13 protein-coding genes are annotated in these 16,481 nt (G+C 38.6%); all 13 read left to right on the top strand.

Annotation, left to right across the window (positions count from 1 at the left end; genetic code table 11):
• Positions 1-4: 4 nt before the first annotated feature.
• The 13 genes from BLS14_RS28020 to BLS14_RS27960 all read left to right on the top strand — a co-directional run bounded on the left by BLS14_RS28020 (position 5) and on the right by BLS14_RS27960 (position 16,393).
• Positions 5-730 (top strand): hypothetical protein, encoded by a 726-nt coding sequence (locus BLS14_RS28020; RefSeq protein WP_090954973.1) that lies wholly within the window; start codon positions 5-7, stop codon positions 728-730.
• Positions 718-1,539 (top strand): CpaE/TadZ family protein, encoded by an 822-nt coding sequence (locus tag BLS14_RS28015; RefSeq protein ID WP_090954971.1) that lies wholly within the window; start codon positions 718-720, stop codon positions 1,537-1,539. The genes BLS14_RS28020 and BLS14_RS28015 overlap by 13 nt, the downstream gene beginning before the upstream one ends.
• 3 nt (positions 1,540-1,542) lie before the next feature.
• Positions 1,543-3,426 carry a Flp pilus assembly complex ATPase component TadA gene (locus BLS14_RS28010; RefSeq protein ID WP_090954969.1) on the top strand — a complete coding sequence of 628 codons (1,884 nt, stop codon included), beginning with the start codon at positions 1,543-1,545 and terminating at the stop codon, positions 3,424-3,426.
• A gap of 3 nt (positions 3,427-3,429) precedes the next feature.
• Positions 3,430-5,520 carry a hypothetical protein gene (locus tag BLS14_RS28005; protein ID WP_090954967.1) on the top strand — a complete coding sequence of 697 codons (2,091 nt, stop codon included), beginning with the start codon at positions 3,430-3,432 and terminating at the stop codon, positions 5,518-5,520.
• A 20-nt stretch (positions 5,521-5,540) separates the two neighbouring features.
• Complete coding sequence (locus tag BLS14_RS28000) at positions 5,541-6,023, top strand: ABC transporter permease (RefSeq protein ID WP_090954965.1); 483 nt, start codon at positions 5,541-5,543, stop codon at positions 6,021-6,023.
• A gap of 66 nt (positions 6,024-6,089) precedes the next feature.
• Complete coding sequence (locus tag BLS14_RS27995; protein WP_090954961.1) at positions 6,090-6,476, top strand: hypothetical protein; 387 nt, start codon at positions 6,090-6,092, stop codon at positions 6,474-6,476.
• A 43-nt stretch (positions 6,477-6,519) separates the two neighbouring features.
• Complete coding sequence (locus BLS14_RS27990) at positions 6,520-7,044, top strand: hypothetical protein (protein WP_256336717.1); 525 nt, start codon at positions 6,520-6,522, stop codon at positions 7,042-7,044.
• The gene (locus BLS14_RS27985) at positions 7,028-8,020 is read left to right on the top strand and encodes a hypothetical protein (protein WP_090954957.1); all 993 of its coding nucleotides are present in this window, start codon (positions 7,028-7,030) and stop codon (positions 8,018-8,020) included. Before BLS14_RS27990 ends, BLS14_RS27985 begins: the two co-directional genes overlap by 17 nt.
• A 932-nt stretch (positions 8,021-8,952) precedes the next feature.
• Positions 8,953-10,227 carry an S-layer homology domain-containing protein gene (locus tag BLS14_RS27980; protein WP_090954955.1) on the top strand — a complete coding sequence of 425 codons (1,275 nt, stop codon included), beginning with the start codon at positions 8,953-8,955 and terminating at the stop codon, positions 10,225-10,227.
• Positions 10,228-10,239: 12 nt separating this feature from the next.
• Positions 10,240-13,620, top strand: coding sequence for a DUF5704 domain-containing protein (locus BLS14_RS27975; protein ID WP_256336716.1), 3,381 nt, complete (start codon positions 10,240-10,242; stop codon positions 13,618-13,620).
• A 134-nt stretch (positions 13,621-13,754) separates the two neighbouring features.
• Positions 13,755-14,801: an importin-beta family protein gene (locus BLS14_RS27970; RefSeq protein WP_090954953.1), complete on the top strand. Its 1,047-nt coding sequence runs from the start codon at positions 13,755-13,757 to the stop codon at positions 14,799-14,801.
• Between the two features lie 756 nt (positions 14,802-15,557).
• Positions 15,558-15,905, top strand: coding sequence for a DUF4257 domain-containing protein (locus BLS14_RS27965; protein WP_090954951.1), 348 nt, complete (start codon positions 15,558-15,560; stop codon positions 15,903-15,905).
• Positions 15,906-16,087: 182 nt separating this feature from the next.
• Positions 16,088-16,393: a hypothetical protein gene (locus tag BLS14_RS27960; RefSeq protein ID WP_090954949.1), complete on the top strand. Its 306-nt coding sequence runs from the start codon at positions 16,088-16,090 to the stop codon at positions 16,391-16,393.
• Positions 16,394-16,481: the final 88 nt, after the last annotated feature.

The following is a 16,481-nucleotide window of genomic DNA, read 5'->3' as shown; positions in this document are numbered from 1 at the left end:
CAGCATGAAAAGATCGTTATTTCTTGGATCGGCAGATATTAGTGACTTACTTCAATATGTAGGTAAGGTCATTTCGACTTCCGGAAAGAAAGTACTTTTAGTTGATGGCACAACGGAAAAGTACATTCAATACAATACACCAATACCAATGTCTACAGCACAAATGAAAGTAGTAGAGTTTGATGGGTTTGACGTAGCATTTGGCTACGAAACCTTTAAGGAAATTGAAAGCTTGGTGGCTAAAAATGGTTATGAGCAACTAATTGTACACTGCAGTAATGTGGCATTTATGAGCAAAGAGGAGTTCAACTCATTTCATACTAAGTATATCGCCGTAACCCCAGAAAAAATGAGCATCGATAAAACGGTTGATCTCGTGAAGATTCTATTTGGAAAGGGACCTTCTGACGGTAAAAGTCCAACAACTGACGTTACTAAAATATCTGTAAACCATGTAGAAGGTAATATTGCGGAGGATTACCTCGAAACGATTTTGACAGATCTCCCTATCAGTTGGTCTGAAGAGCCTTACGAATTACTACACGATGAGATTGATTACGTAACGAAAATAAATAACCAGCACCAAGGAAAGATAAATATTCGACGTCTCTCTAAGAATTACAAAGGAATCATTAAGAAGATAACAGCGGAGATTTCAGAATTGGAGACGAGTTTATTAAAAACTTCTATGAAAGAACTTATGAGGAGGTCCTTTGCATGGGGCAAGTAGCATTTTGGAGTAACCGTCATGGTCAGTCAGGCAATTCATCCAATTTGATTGCTGTGGCGACCCTCATTGGGATGGAGTATCTAACTAAAACTCTTGTGAGCCACACACATTGGAATATGTCATCCCTAGAATCAACTTTCCTGAATGAAAAGGATATTAACAGTTCAGAGTATTCCAGCTTAGGCATTGATGCATTGGAAAGACTAGCCCGCAGCAATCGCTTGGTTCCAAAGATCGTGAAAGACTACACCGATACAGTTTTGCGTGATCGTTTGGAACTACTGCGTGGGACAGTAAAACCTAATGAAGATATGTTCTCTACGATTCATGAAGTAATCGGAACTATCTTTGATGCGGCAAAGAATTATTACAATCTCACCCTAATTGATGTTAATAGCGGAATGCGAAACAAACTAACGAATTCAGTTCTGAGTACATCTGATGTAGTCGTAGTCAATCTGAACCAAAATAAAGCGGTTCTAGATGAGTTCTTTACGAAAGAACCTGAGTTTCTAACAGAGAAAAAGCATGTCATTGTTCTTGGTCAGTATGATCGTCACTCCAAGTACTCCGTTTCTAACATTAAACGAATGTACAAACCTAAAGCACCTATATACACGGTTCCTCACTGCACTGGATACATGGATGCTCTCAACGACAAGTCAGTAATTCAATTTTTCTTTCGGAATAAGAATATCGGAATTAATCACGAAAATCATTACTTTCTGAATGAAGTTCGGAAGCTTGCAAAAGGGATATTTGAAGCTGCTGGAGTTGATACAAAGATTTATAGTGAGCAGGGGGCTTAATGTATGAGTATTAGTCATCTTGTGAATCTTGGATTAATTCTAGTAATGCTGTTTCTCGTTGGTGTTTACGTCTATTTCAAAATGACTGAAAAGCGCCAACCCAGACGCGATCCTCGTGAAATTGATCAGAAGTACACGTTGGCTGGAATTACGGATTATGTGAAAACAGCCATTAATGATCTGACAACAAGTAACATGGAGCATTTGGGACTTACAGAAGAAGAATTCGATCGTCGAATGAATCAGCGACTGATGTTGCAAAAGTCATTAAAAGGATGCACAGACGGAGATATACGTGATAAGAACTATGTCAAAAATACGATTTTTGATCTTCTTTTGAAAACGTACGATCTAAATGACGAAAATATCAATCGCATTATTCCCTTCGATAATAAGAAAACACTCTCACTACAAGATAAGTTTGAAATTATGCTATTCCAAAACAAGCAAAAACATGGTGCAAATGCTTTAGGTCAAATTATTGACAGATACAAGTTAGATGAGTTGAAAAATCCTGAAGATGAAGTCGAAGATGAATATTATGTTATTACACCTCAAGAAATTGAGGAGGTATATCGGAAGGAATCAAAGGGTCTTTCTTTTGAAGATAAGCTCATGATTATTGTTCAAAGAATCTATCAACAGTATAAAGGATTCTCAGTCATTGATGAAATACGAGACATGAAAATTGATGGAGTCTCTGGTGGAGTTTCAGGTGTACCCATTGATCAAATTGAACCTTTCGACGACATGGCTTTCTTTGCGGACCGTGTCAATAAAAAGCCCACACCCTATAGTCACGACAGTGTTTGGATTTTGTATAAAGGTAAACCGATACACATGTCATTTTTGAGCTTTGGATCTGAAGCAGAACTTAAACGTGTCTGTCAAAACATCTATAGATACAACAATCCAGGACAACTTTCCGAATCGAATGGCTACAAAGTAAATGAAATGAAAGACGGTTCAAGAATCGTTGTTGTCCGTCCTGGTTTCTCTGAGTCATGGGCATTTTTCAATCGTAAGTTTGATACACAGAAAGCATCTCTTGAGCAACTCATCAGCCAAGAAGAAAAGAATCGGATGTTGGTTATTCTTCTCATCAGGTATCTAGTTAGGGGAGGACGTGTAACGGCTGTTACCGGGTCACAAGGTTCTGGTAAAACAACGTTGCTTATGGCTATGGTTCTTGAAATGTACAAAACTCATGCAATTCGTGTCCACGAAATGGCTTTTGAGTTGCATTTGAGAAAAATATTCGGGAATCGAAATATCCTCACTTTCAGAGAAACCGACTCTGTTACTGGACAACAAGGTTTGGATATCCAAAAGAAAACAGACGGAACAGCTTTTATTTTGGGTGAGGTAGCTACGGATGCAGCGGTACCTTATATGATTCAAATGGCACAGCAAGCAGATATGTTTTTCACTCACCATGCGAGGACATTCAAGAAACTCGTACATTACCTCAGAAATTCGTTGTTGAAAATGAATGTTTTCAGTGATGAGAAAATAGCTGAAGAGCAAGTGGTTAATGTCCTGAACTTTGATATTCATCTAGTTCGTAAACGTAACGGACATCGCTTTATTGAAAGAATCACAGAATGTACACCCATTCATGATGACGAAGACATTCCATTCGATATCCGAACGATGAGCGATTCGGAAGAAAGAAAAATCACATTCATGGAAACCTTCATTAGGTATATGAAGAGATCTACGAATCGAAAAGTGTTTGATGAACGGAATATCATCGAATATCGTGATGGTGGTTATGTTGCTGTCCATCCAATCTCTGAGCACAATGTCAAAGAAATGATGGAAAATCTCACAGATGTTGACCAAGAAGGATTTAAACAATTTATGAAGGAAAACTGGGGGGAATAAAGGATGGATCTGAAGACTATTGCAGTCATTATTCTTTTAACCTCAGTGCTCCTAAGCATCGTGCTCTATATCGTAATGAAGATCATTTCAAGACGATCAGAGCGCGATGGTTCTCAGGAACATTACAAAAGTTATGAAATGCTTACAGGAAACAAAAAATCAAATCGCAAACAAATGATACATCGATTTATGCAGGATTCCTATATTGCCTATAACAAGGTGCCACTCCTGCGCAATTACATTCAAAAGATTCGAAGAAGGTTACAAGCAATTCATTCATACGATGAATTCACCATGCGAAGAGAAACAATGAAAATTGTTTTTTATACGCTTGGAACAATTGCCTCTGTCATTCTAGTTCTATTGCTACTGAATCATGATTTCACGTTTATCTTCATGCTATTCCTAGCAGCTATCGTTGTGAATGGTATGTTGATTGATACTTTCGTACATAAAGTAGATGATCGATTACTCATTCAATTAAGAGATCAACTTTTCAAAGACGTACGACATCACTATCACCAGCATGGCAGTGTAGAAGAATCTCTTCGTCAAGCCTCAGAATCTTCTTCTTATGAAGCTGCGTTACATGCCAAAAAAATACATGAAGTATTAGTCTCTGCAAATCCCGAAGAAAGTCTAACCGTATACTATGAACAAGCTCCCAACCGTTTCTTAAAAGCATTTGCTGGTATGTCATTTCTGATTAAAGAATTCGGAGACAAAACCATTAAGGATGGCTCTTTATATCTAAGTAACCTCAATAAGTTGGCAAGCGAGGTTAACCTTGAGATTCTCAAGAGAACCCGACTAAATTATTTATTCAAAGGTCTTACCGTCATTGCAGTTACACCTATAGTTTTCACGAAACCTATTGAACTTTGGGCAAGTCAGCAATTCCCTGCGATGGAGGCTTTTTATTCTAGCAAGTTAGGATTCATAACTAAAATAGTTGTTTTCGCATCTGTTTTGTTGTCATATATCCTCTTAAAAAAAATGCAGGATCAACAAGAAGGAACCTATGTAGCGAAAACAAAAAAACGTTCCTGGGAAAAATTCCTTTTGAAATCTAAGTTTATTTCATGGATGGTTGACCGCCTTGAACCTGCCAAAAGAACAGCCCAGCATTTCAAAATCAGTAAACTGATTAAGGATGCCAATGCTGGATTTCCCATAGAATGGCATTACCTTCATCGTCTTGTTATGACTATTGTCCTTTCTATTGGCCTGGTGTTCTCTTTTGTATTAATGCATCATATCGCAATCAAAGATGTGTTGGAGTCTCCCACGCAAAACGATTCCATGTTTGGTCGGATGTCGGAAGAAGAGTTGCGCGAGGCTAGATCTATCACTGATTTTGATAGTAGTATCATTAACCAATTGAAGGAGGTGAAAGACAATAATCTGCAGGACCGTGTAGTTCAGATGATTAAGCAAGACCCAGAAGTTGCAACAAACGATACTCTGCTTAATGCCTCAACAGAAAGGATTCTAGCAAAAATGGATCGGATTAATTCCGAATACATGAAGTGGTGGGAAATCCTTATATGCTTATTGATGGGTTGGGTGGGTTATCAATTACCTTATTGGGTACTTCTCTTCCAGAAGAGAATGAGAGCAATGGACATGCAAAATGAGGTTGATCAATTCCACACCATTATAGCGATGCTCAGTGAAATCGATCGGGTATCGGTTGAAGTCATTTTAGAATGGATGGAGAGATTTGCTTCAATATTCAAGGCTCCACTACATAAGTGCCTTATGAACTATGAGAGTGGTGCTGAACTTGCTCTAGAGCAACTGATGATCGATGCACCTTTTGCTCCACTGGTAAGAACCATTGAAAAACTCCAGTTGGCTGTAGAGAAGATCCCAGTCAAACAAGCTTTTGATGATCTTGAAACTGAACGTAACTACTACTTCGAACAACGAAAACAGGATTACGAGGAAATGATTAATGCAAAAGCAGGCTGGGGTCGTATGATCGGTTTCACTCCAATGTACATGATTATCTTTTTGTACCTCGTGTTTCCATTTGTCTTTATGGCTTTTACACAGATGTCTACGTATTACGAACTTATGCAAAAATTATAATTTAAAGGGGATTATTAAAAATGGGTAATGCACAAAGCGCTTTAAAAATGGCTGCGGGACTATTCTTGGCAATTGCACTGATCACTACGGCTGTAATCTTGTTTATCTCAGCTCAAGACGCTACCAAAACAGCACAAACAAGTTTCGCGGATATTCAAACGGAACTTTCTCAAACAGCATACACCGTTTATGATGGCACTACTGTTTCTGGTAGCCAAGCAATCAATGCTCTTAGAAAGTTCCAAGATAAAGGTGAATTCGGTATCCAAGTTATTACTGGTAAAAATCCAACTGGTTCTTGGTACTTCAAAACAGTTAACACTACTGTACCTGTAGGTAGCCCTGGTTACGGCTCTATTAGTTCCAATCAAACAACGGGTACTCTCGCTAATGCTATGAATGAAGCTAACAATGATTACATCAATCCATCCGGTAAATTTAAAGCTCAACTGATCAAAGACAACAGTAACGTTATCCGAGGCATCACTTTTACACAAAACTAATTAAATCACTGACTGGGGATTGACTAACTCAAGTCGTCCCCTTTCATGTAATTAAGGGTGATTATTATGGGATTAGGTGAGAATACAAGATCTGCTTTATATATGAGCGTTACAACGCTTATGTTCATTACTGCAATAACAATGTTTCTATTCTTCTTTAAAACTGTATCTGATACCAATGAGATGACTTACAAAATGACTTCTCAGTATGACAAAAACATTACTTCAACTTTGAAAATACCTACCTCTTATACGGTGTCTGGTGCCGAAGTCAGACAATCCATATATAAAATTGCAGACATCGGCGTTGATATCGTAGTAGATGGTGTTACTTACTACAAAACATTAGACCCAACTGAGGTTAATGTTTCAGGAATAAATGTAAATAAAAACTATACTCCTACATACGTTCGGGATTCAAAAGGCGATCTGACGTTGTTGCGATTTAATTAAAGGAAGGATGTAGAGGATGGGGAATCCCGTTTTAAAAGTTTTTATGGTAGTAGTAGCTCTAGTACTTATTTTTTTATGGCCTATTTCATCCGGATTAAACAAGCAGGATGATATATCAGAAATTGTTGTCATGAACTCCGTTACACAGTTTGTGGATTCAGTGAGAGACAAGGGTTATATTACTCCTACGATGTATAACGAGTTTGTCGATCAAATGGCTTTAACCGCTAACACGTACGATGTTCAGATGGAACATCGGCATAAGCGTTATGATCCAATATACAATGATAACGGTGTATATTTAGGCGGATTCAATGTCAACTATGAGTCCTTTTTCAATGCTCAAATTAATGATAAGCTTTTTCCTAGGAACTCAACTGAAAATACTGAAAGTCCCACTCGTGTTTACAAGTTAGCAACTGGAGACTTTTTCTCCGTTGTAGTCAAAAATACAAATCGTACATCTGGTACGCTCATCAACGACATTATCACTGGGACTATCAATACTCCAAATGAAAAGATTGTCATCCCTTATGGAGGGATGGTTCTTAATGAAGATTACAACTAATCTCACACTAGTATTCGTTCTCATTTTACTTCCTTATTTTATTATTAATAATATCAATGTAACGCATAACCGGCAGAACGTAATTCTTGAGACGCGTTATAACCATGCTATGGATACTGCAACCCAGGATGCAGCCAAAGCTCTTATTATCAATGGTTCACAAGGCGCTGAATCTCAGTACGAGTTTCAAAAACGACTTAGAATCAATAAAGAAGAGGCTGTGCAGACGTTCTTCAATACACTCTACTTGAATTTTGATGTTTTTGATAATTCGGCTGGTCAAGGTGTAATCAATAGCTATGTGCCTGTTATCCTTATTGTTGGTTATGATGGCTACTACGTCTATTATATGGACGAATTTACGAATACCTCTGGGGAAAAGGAACTTAAGCATGTGTGGAGTCCTAAGAAACCGTATGCTCACTCTGATCAGAACGGAAACACGTTCGGGTTTACACTTGATGATTTTGTCACAGTAAATCGCAATACGGATCAACAATGGTTCGAAGGATTCCGAGGAGAAATTGCAGCCGCTGCATCTATACCACTATTAAATGACGCAAGTACGTTTGATCAAGTTAGAAGGGCATCCATTGTGAACCCAATTCAGAAGGACTTGGAATACTATATTAATAAGTACAACAACTTTGCGAAACGCAACGGAGTCGCTTACACCTTTACACTGCCTCTCATCAGTCAGGAAGAATGGAACAATACCATTAATGACGTAGGAGTTCTCTCATTCGTACAAGGAATGCCAATGGGTGAAAAATACTACAACAACTATGCATTAGGTGGTAGCCGTGTAGTAAAGAAACCTATTTATAATGGGATTATCGCCAACGGGCGCAAGTATTATTATTCCAGGAATTCTTGTACATCCTCATACACAACAGAAGAGGTTTTCACATCTGAGAAGGAAGCAGCAAGTAATGGTTATATTCCACTTGATTGTACAGTGGGTAATAGGAATTAGTTTTATAAGAAGCATAGCAAATGAGATCGACAACAGATAGAGAAAGAAACCTACACTCGGTACACTTATGCTGTAGAACAACTTGATAGATTAGAAGTTCAGATGTTTGAAGTACTATAACGGAAAGATATATTTGCTACCGAGGGTATTCAGCATTTCGTCCAACTCTATCTTAGATATGATCGTTCCACTTATCCTGTAGTAGATGCGAATGCCAAGCTCACATAATTTCCCTGGGGAATTCTCACCTCACAAACTGTCGAAAACCTCTATTTTGTAGCGTTTTGGCAATAAATAATAGCTAATTTTGGTTTTAATTGAGTTGAAATACCGAAAAGACGTTCTTGAGATATTGATATTAAGTTCTTTTTCGCTGTCGCACTCTGTATGGAGTGCATGGATTGAAATAGCAGGAGGGATGTACTCTCAGTTAATGCAGGGGACACATTCTATATGAGTATGTAAATAGAAATTAAAGATATGGTAATAGCATGAAGTGAGATGATTAAAAGCATCCGATAACTCTCTACATCAGATAATAATGGTTTAGCCATTAAATCTTAGGTTTGAATGGCCAAACTAAAAGAGTACGTTGGAAAATTAGTATAAAGTGAAATGGTTGACAATCCCCTTCTTTATCCTTAATATTGAGTATAATTAAACTGAATATGATCCTTTATTTTAAGGTCACCAAAAGCGAAGCACGCTTAATGCCATGAGGCATTTTGCGTGCTTTTTTTGTTTTCATTGGAAAGGGGTGAGTAATGTTGTAATTATTCGAAAATATATTAGAAATATCAATTTCTTCCGATATAAAATTATATCGTCCCAAATTCGCGTTCCCTTATGAATCCTAATATGATTTATTGAAGGGACAGGGGCTGAGTCATAAGACTCAGTAAAAATTAATTTAATGATGGAGGAAAACATTAATGAAGAAGATGATTATTTCCGGAGTTACTGCTTTAGCTTTGTTAACAGGGGGAGTTGTAGGTGTTGGTGTCATAGGAAATCCGGTAGAAGCCGCACAATCCACGCTGAAATTCAAGGATGTTCCCTCGACACACTGGGCTGCTGCAGCTATCAACTCAGCAGTTGAATTGGGATATTTTAAAGGTTATACCGACGGTACATTCAAACCAAGCTCTCCCGTAACTAAAGCTGAAATGGCAAGTATCCTTGGTAGACTTGATCAACCTAATACTTCTAGTCCAGGAAGTAATAATTTTACTGATATCCCAGAGTGGGCAAAAAGTGGGGTAGCCTCTGCAATCCAGAAAGGGTTCATTAACCCTACAAGTTACAAAGGAAAACTGGATGCAAAAGCATCACTTAAACGTGGTGAAATGGCCGTTTGGTTGACACAAGGTTTAGCTACTGTGGATTCGGACTACAAACAAGCACTGTCTGACGTAAAAAACACGGTCGTTCCCGCAAAAGAATATTTCACGGGTGACCTCGCGGCTTCGGAAAAAAATGCTGTTGCTGTTGCTATGGGTACCGGACTTATGAGCGTCTACAACGACAAAATGTTTGGATCGGATCGGACGACGACTCGTGCTGAGGTTGCTGTATTGATTGCTCGCTATGCATCAATTGCTAAGACCAAACCTTCGAATTACAAAGGTTTGAATGAACTTCGCCAAGTTGGTTTGACTGGAACAAACATAAATATAATAGCGCCTAAGTATCAAAAAACACCAGAGGATAAAGTATCACTATCAGTTGATTACAGCAAGGTTACAGATGACTTCTCGAAAGTTCGCAATAAAAATATTATTACTGATACTAATTATGCTGACCTTAAGATAAAAAATTGGATTATTGTTAATACCTTTGCGAAGGGTGCTGAAAGAAGTATTTATTATCCTGCCTTCGTAGATGAAGGATTCACTCTCTTACGGGGAGCATACTTTTCTTTTGCAGAACTTGAGTTGAATGTGAAAAGTACTACCATGAATACACTTCAAGCTGGAAGTTTACTTAACTCAGCAACAATAAATCCTATGAGTTCTCCAAATTCAGATGCATTTTCTGCATATCATGGACCAAGTATTAATAATGTCACAAAAAATAGAGGTGTATTCGCTGTTAGTAATCCAGTTTACTGGAGTGTAGGACTTTTACATTTCGATAAAGAGTTAATTTCTGCTGTCAGCCTCGTGACTAAAGAAGGTCCTACCTACAGCGTAATAGCCACAGATTAGAGGGGATAATGTTTGGGGCAAAAAACATCAGTTAGAAAAGTAATGCTGATCGTGCTGTCACTTGTACTATTTTTTTCATCAGTAGGACAAGTCAATGCAGGTGGGGGACCAGGAACTAAACCAGAGTTGAAAACATTTCATATGGAGCCTTCTTCACCTGCTAAGTCACAAAAAAAGGTTATACCTGTTGAAGGGAAGAGGAAAACTAACATTGGTGTATATATTTACCAGGTTGATAGCTTAAGATGGAAAGTTGACGGTCAGTGCAATAACATCGAAATAGAAAACGATCCCACAAAAAACCTTCCGGTATCTTCAAAAGTCTGCGTCGACCTTAATTTAAATAAAGATGTTTATATTCCGACTGAGTACTTTGATAGTGACGGTAAACCTCATTCTTTTGCGGAGATAACTGATAAATCTAACGAGCCACACTATATGGATAATACAGGTTATTATTATCCAGGGTTACCCATATTAGTTTCTGTTGAATCGTTTACTGGTCGTAACACAAAATTCACCACTCAAATTGGCGGTGCTATTCCACCTATAAAGACTGAGGAATATAATCCACCCAAATGGAATGCTGACTATCAATTCAACACAGATTTGTATTGGAAAGGATTAGCAGAGATCACCAAAGAGATCAACCTGACCAGTGGTGGTCAGCTCCAGATCAATGATCGAAAACAGTTAAATGCAACAGTTAAAACCAAAACTGGTGATGGAAGCTTCGGTGCTGAAACCAATGTGAACAGTGGCAATGGTAAAACAACGTGGACCTCTTCAAACCCTTCAGTAGCGACAGTAGGATCTTCTGGACTCGTAACAGCTGTAGCTAAAGGAACTACCACAATAACAGTATTGTGGGAAAAGGATGACTTTCAGCTAACCACCACTACAGTTGTGGGTGTAGAAGAAGATCCAGGCGATGATAATAACAATAATGGTGGTGGTGGCGGCTCCTGTACACCAAACATCGGACCACCGTCACAAGGAACCACGATGAACATGAGTGATTTGGATCCGAATGCGAATGGAGTTATTAAAGCAGATAATAGAGACGCTGAGAAATTCGATGTGTTAAAAGGTATCCCTACATCTGAATCTTTGTACACCAATGCATTTGCAGATAACTACTTGTTCAAACAAGCTTGGGCAAAAATGTCTGGTAAAACAACGTATGATTGTAATGTTACGATCTCATATGTCAGAGAATGGACTATACCTGGACCAGAGGTTTGCCCACCTAAAGGTGCATGTACGCCAGGACCGCCTATAAAAACAGGCGATACTGTAACGCAGCCCTACAACTTCCAGATCACAAGAGACTACTCTTACTGGAAAATCAACAATCTTGAAGTGTACAAGATTGCTAAAGCTACCATGGAGAATTACGCTCTTCCAGGTAAAAAAGTAACCATGACTCCAGCTGGTTACACACCACCAACGCTAGAATCCAAAAATGATGAAGCGGTAGATACACATGTAAAACCAGCACCGACAGCTGCAATCTCGTATACGCCACCCAAGTTAACAGGGGGATTAAATTCTCCACCAGACGTACCAAATGATACTGATCGGTTAAAAGGAATGGCTGAGTCGAACACGCCTCAAAGTAAAGTGAAGAATGATTTGGTGAAGTTTAACAACACCAAAGTTATGGATGATGCAGAAGCAACCAAAGATGGCCCAACACCATCGAACATCCCTAATCCAACAACCATTGGACGAGATGTTCTGTACAAGCCAAATAACATGATTAGTAACACGCTACTTAATGAATTAAATACCACCAGTTCTGGGGAGATCTACTATGACTTGTTACCTGGAAATATCAACGGTGGAGCAAACAAAGTGTTACCGATTAATGGAATCAATACCGTTACAGTACACACCCCAACGGTTATTTATTCTAATGCATCAGATGATAAAGAACACAATCAGCGAACGAAGCCCGATGCGTCTCGTCGTGCATTTATCCTGGATCGACCGTTTACCGTAAATCTCCCAACTAGTGGGCAGCATCGGAACATTCTCGGTTACGGAAACAGGGATTACGCGAAATACATCAAACTCAAGCAAGTACTTTTTGAATTCGATGTGTACACTGCAGACAAATCGCAATATTATCCAGCCAATACCTGGATTGATGTCCCTGTAAGTCAAATTGATAAAGAGTTCTACTTGCCATCTTGGGTTGACGAAGGCAACTATACTGTATCCTACAGGTCCTTTGCTGAGAATTCACCAAGTACCGGATTTACATGGGAAGACAAAGCTAACCTTAACCTTGTAAACCATGTTGCAGTGAACACAGTGCCGGTACAGGTTATCGGACGTGTGTATGATTTCCGAGTAACTGATATTGCCGACCCGAATTGGGAAACCGTATTCCGAACTGCGAAAGGTAGCAGCACATCTAAAGGTACATCCTATTGGGTAGGCATTAAAGGAATTGATGGGGGATCGAACGGTTCATTCTCTCCTTATCAACTACCTGTTCTGAGAGGGAGCCATCCATTAGCCAACTTTAAAAGCGTTGCGGTTAAGACCGGTTACCATTTCAAGTTTGATTTGAAGACGAAGGGAAATATGTTTGGAGATAAGGATGCTATCCGAATCACACCAACCTTCTACTTCCAAGATAATGATAAAAGTACAGCTGCTAAACGAGTACCGGTGGATCTGTATTACCACTCGGACAAACAGAAGTTTGTTAAGATTGGATCCAGTGCTGATGTAGAGCGCCGGAATGTCACACTCAACACCAGGCTTCGGAATGTCCCATACGCAGATATCGTGAACTCTGCTGGGTCAATTTATGACCTGAATACTGGATGGTCGGTCACTCGAAATCAATATCTGAACTCCTACTTAAAACGCGCTAAAGAAGCGACGTATGTAGGCGGATATGATGTTCAAGTTTTGCCATCACCACTCCGTACTTACATTAATACGTTTGATCGTCCAAGCAATGCAAATGCCACTCCAGCGAGAGTGAATGCATCTGTTCAACAGTGGTACGGCGAATATAGTTTGCCCGCTGCTGTATATGTAGTCCCTGCAGGGACCGATTTAGCTGCGTACGGTAAAAAGAATAGATTAGATGAAAAGTCTCCTATCTTCTTAAAAAATGGTTATATCACGGTTAATTTCAACATTGAAACCATTCGTAATGCAGACTTGAATAACCCTTATCTTCAATACATCCATGGTCCATTGAACAACCAATGGTGGGACATGGAAGGATATGATGGTACAGATGGTTCACGTGACCACAAAATCACTGATCCGTATGGAGTCCAATTCCTTCTCCAAGATGGGGACGTTATGTTCTACGAAGCAAATAAAAGCTCGTATGACGACTATACCCCCAACGGAACACACTAAAGGGTAGCATTGTGAATCACATTTGTATCGTTTATAATGAAGGTAACCAAATAAACAATTAAACGGAAGCACCGTCATCCTAAGGAAACCCTTATGGATTGGCGGTGCTTTTTTTATGTGTAGGAGGCAATTCAATGATGAATAAAAACATTCAAAAACCCATAATTATGGGCAACTACTATTATGGGGAGGGGGAAATGGCTTGGGCATGGTGGCAATACAATCAAGCGGAACTTGCAATTATAGGCGATAGCACAATTTCTCCACGAAGAAAACTCGTTTCGGATATCACTAAAGAAATCAGTAAGCGGGATCCCAATGCTGTTTTCATGATATCCACGGAGGCTCCTCAACTTGGCGAGGCACACACAATTGAGTCTATCCCTTGGGTGGAAGGATATCCCGATCCACCTGAATTCTTTGAGGATCGAAATGTATTTATTGAAACTAGACATTTTTTTTCTAACTCTTATTTCAACCTGATTGCGAAGATACTAGATGTTTCGCGTAGTCAACTACTGCCACCGATCAGCTTCAAGCCGCATATTGAGGGTCCATTACAAGGTTATAGGAGAGCCATTGAGTCTCTGAGTGACGATGTAAACTATAAAGAAAAACTCATGGATCATCTGTTAAAGATCGGAAAGATCCCTTGGGTCCAAGTGAAGGATCACGGAAAAAGATATTATATTGAAACTACTGGGAGTGTTTATGAGCAAGCACTATCCTTTCTAACGGCTGCCTGGTCGTTCTGGGCTATGACATGTCAAAAGGATGACCCTCAACAAATGCTTTTAGTGATAGAACTTCCAAAAGAATTGTTGCGTCATAATGTAGATCCGGTTATAGAAAAAATAGTCATTGAAACATTGAAGATATTGAAATATGTTTCGATTGTTACCACGACATCAATTGTTCTGTCTTCTGAAATGCTGTATCCAGCACCTGAAATGAAGCTTAGATATAAGTTGTTTTTCGAGACAGCAAACTCTGATATCAATCTTAATCACGAGAGCTTAAAAAACGTGATTGATCCTCAGTTGCTTCATGAATGGAAGAATGGAAATCCTAATGTCGGGCTATGGATGGACGACGTTACCAGCAATCCGGATGACACTCGAATTGTAGTGAGGGTAGGAGATCAGAGTCCATTTTTCTGGGATGATTATGAACAATCTTAAAATGTTATTCCTGACAAGAGGGACGGATGGTAAACTCACACATATCATCTCTATTTTATTTTTGTAGATTCTAAGTGTGGCAATTCAACCTTAAGGTGCTTAATGTCTGTCCTTTTACAGACATTGGCCTCTTTAAGGTTTTTTTGTATAAGAAACGGGAAGATTATAATGAAAACTAAAACTTTTTTATTATTGTACCGCATTAAAAATGAAAACCGATTATACAAAAGTGCTTAGCAATCACCACATGAGAATCTTTGTTAAGATCAGTTTTGTTATTATCAACCTCAAAATACCTATACGATATTATTAATTAATCTGATTAAATGTTTAATGCTCCGTGTCAACATATAAGCTTAACCCCTTACTATGCTTTCTATTATTTTATTGCTAATGAAGATACTTAACTGATTATAAATTATAGACACAGCGTATAGGGCGGATACAGTCTGAGGGTAATATGAAAGCTTAAAAACACTTTATTTTAGTATGGAAATTATTCATTATATGAAGTATAATAGATGTATATCATTTACTAATATCTTAAACTTTCGGAAGGTCAGGCGACTATCCGCATTCTAAAGATCCTTGGATCCATTGACTCAAGTTTTATTACTTGCGTCTTTATTTTAGAATCGGTTGTTGTTCTGGCCTTTTTTTGTTGAGAGTTTTTAAATGCATCCCACCAGGATGAGTGTAAATCACACTACAATCTGGTGGGTTTTTTATTTATCCAATTATAAAGGAGAGATTTTGATGGAATTATTAATTGCTTTTCTGGTCGGAGGTATGACTAACCTTGCTGTTGCTTCTAAATTGGAGGATGGTGCATTATTACCATACATTAAAAAGGTGGGTAAAAAACGCTTCTTTATTCCTGGCCTACTGGTTGATTTCTTCATTGGTGGAGCAGCGGCACTTGCAGCTTTTTCGTTCTTCGAACCAGTTGGTTATGCTAAAATTGTTGGTACTTCTGTGCTTGCAGGATTTAATGGTTTAACTTACTTGGCAAAAAATGCTCTTAGCAAAGCTACAGATGCTGATCCAAAAACCATTTATGCTGAGTACAAAAAAATTGTTGGCAGCGATGCTGAAAAGAAGTAAATGGTTTCTTTGTGGTGTATATGCATTAAGTTTCATAAGCCCAATACGTCTTAAAAATAACCAACCGAGATGTAGGAACGTTTACTAATTGAAAGAAAAGTCTAAGCAAATTTGCTTAGGCTTTTTTTGTTTTTGTGGGAGAAATTAGTCTGTGTTATGATGTTGTTATAGGAGGGATTTGCATGGAAAATAGTTCATCTGTGAACAAACTAATTGAAACAAAAACATTAATGGCTAAGATACTTCGTTTATATTATTTAACGAATAGTATCGTGGAAAAGGAAGAATTGCAACTGAAGTACACAGAGCTAGAGGAGCAGTATCAGCAATATAATGAAGATTCATTGACCGAAAAAGAGAAGGCTCAGCTAGAGCGTTTAAATCACTATACTGAGCTCTATGAAGAGTACCATACTACAAATAGTATTGTTCGGAAGGCTGAGATTGAAGAAGTTTTCAAGAATATTGAGACTAATGACGAGGAATAAATAAATCAACTGTATTGAATAATAATGAGTAACTCTGCGTCGGAGACAACCGCCACGCGGGCAATGTGTCCAGTATAAGCAGCTGTCT

It is taken from the genome of Paenibacillus sp. OK060 (assembly GCF_900101205.1).
In the GTDB taxonomy this organism is placed as follows: domain Bacteria; phylum Bacillota; class Bacilli; order Paenibacillales; family Paenibacillaceae; genus Paenibacillus; species Paenibacillus marchantiae.
This window is presented reverse-complemented; position numbering and strand designations above follow the sequence as displayed.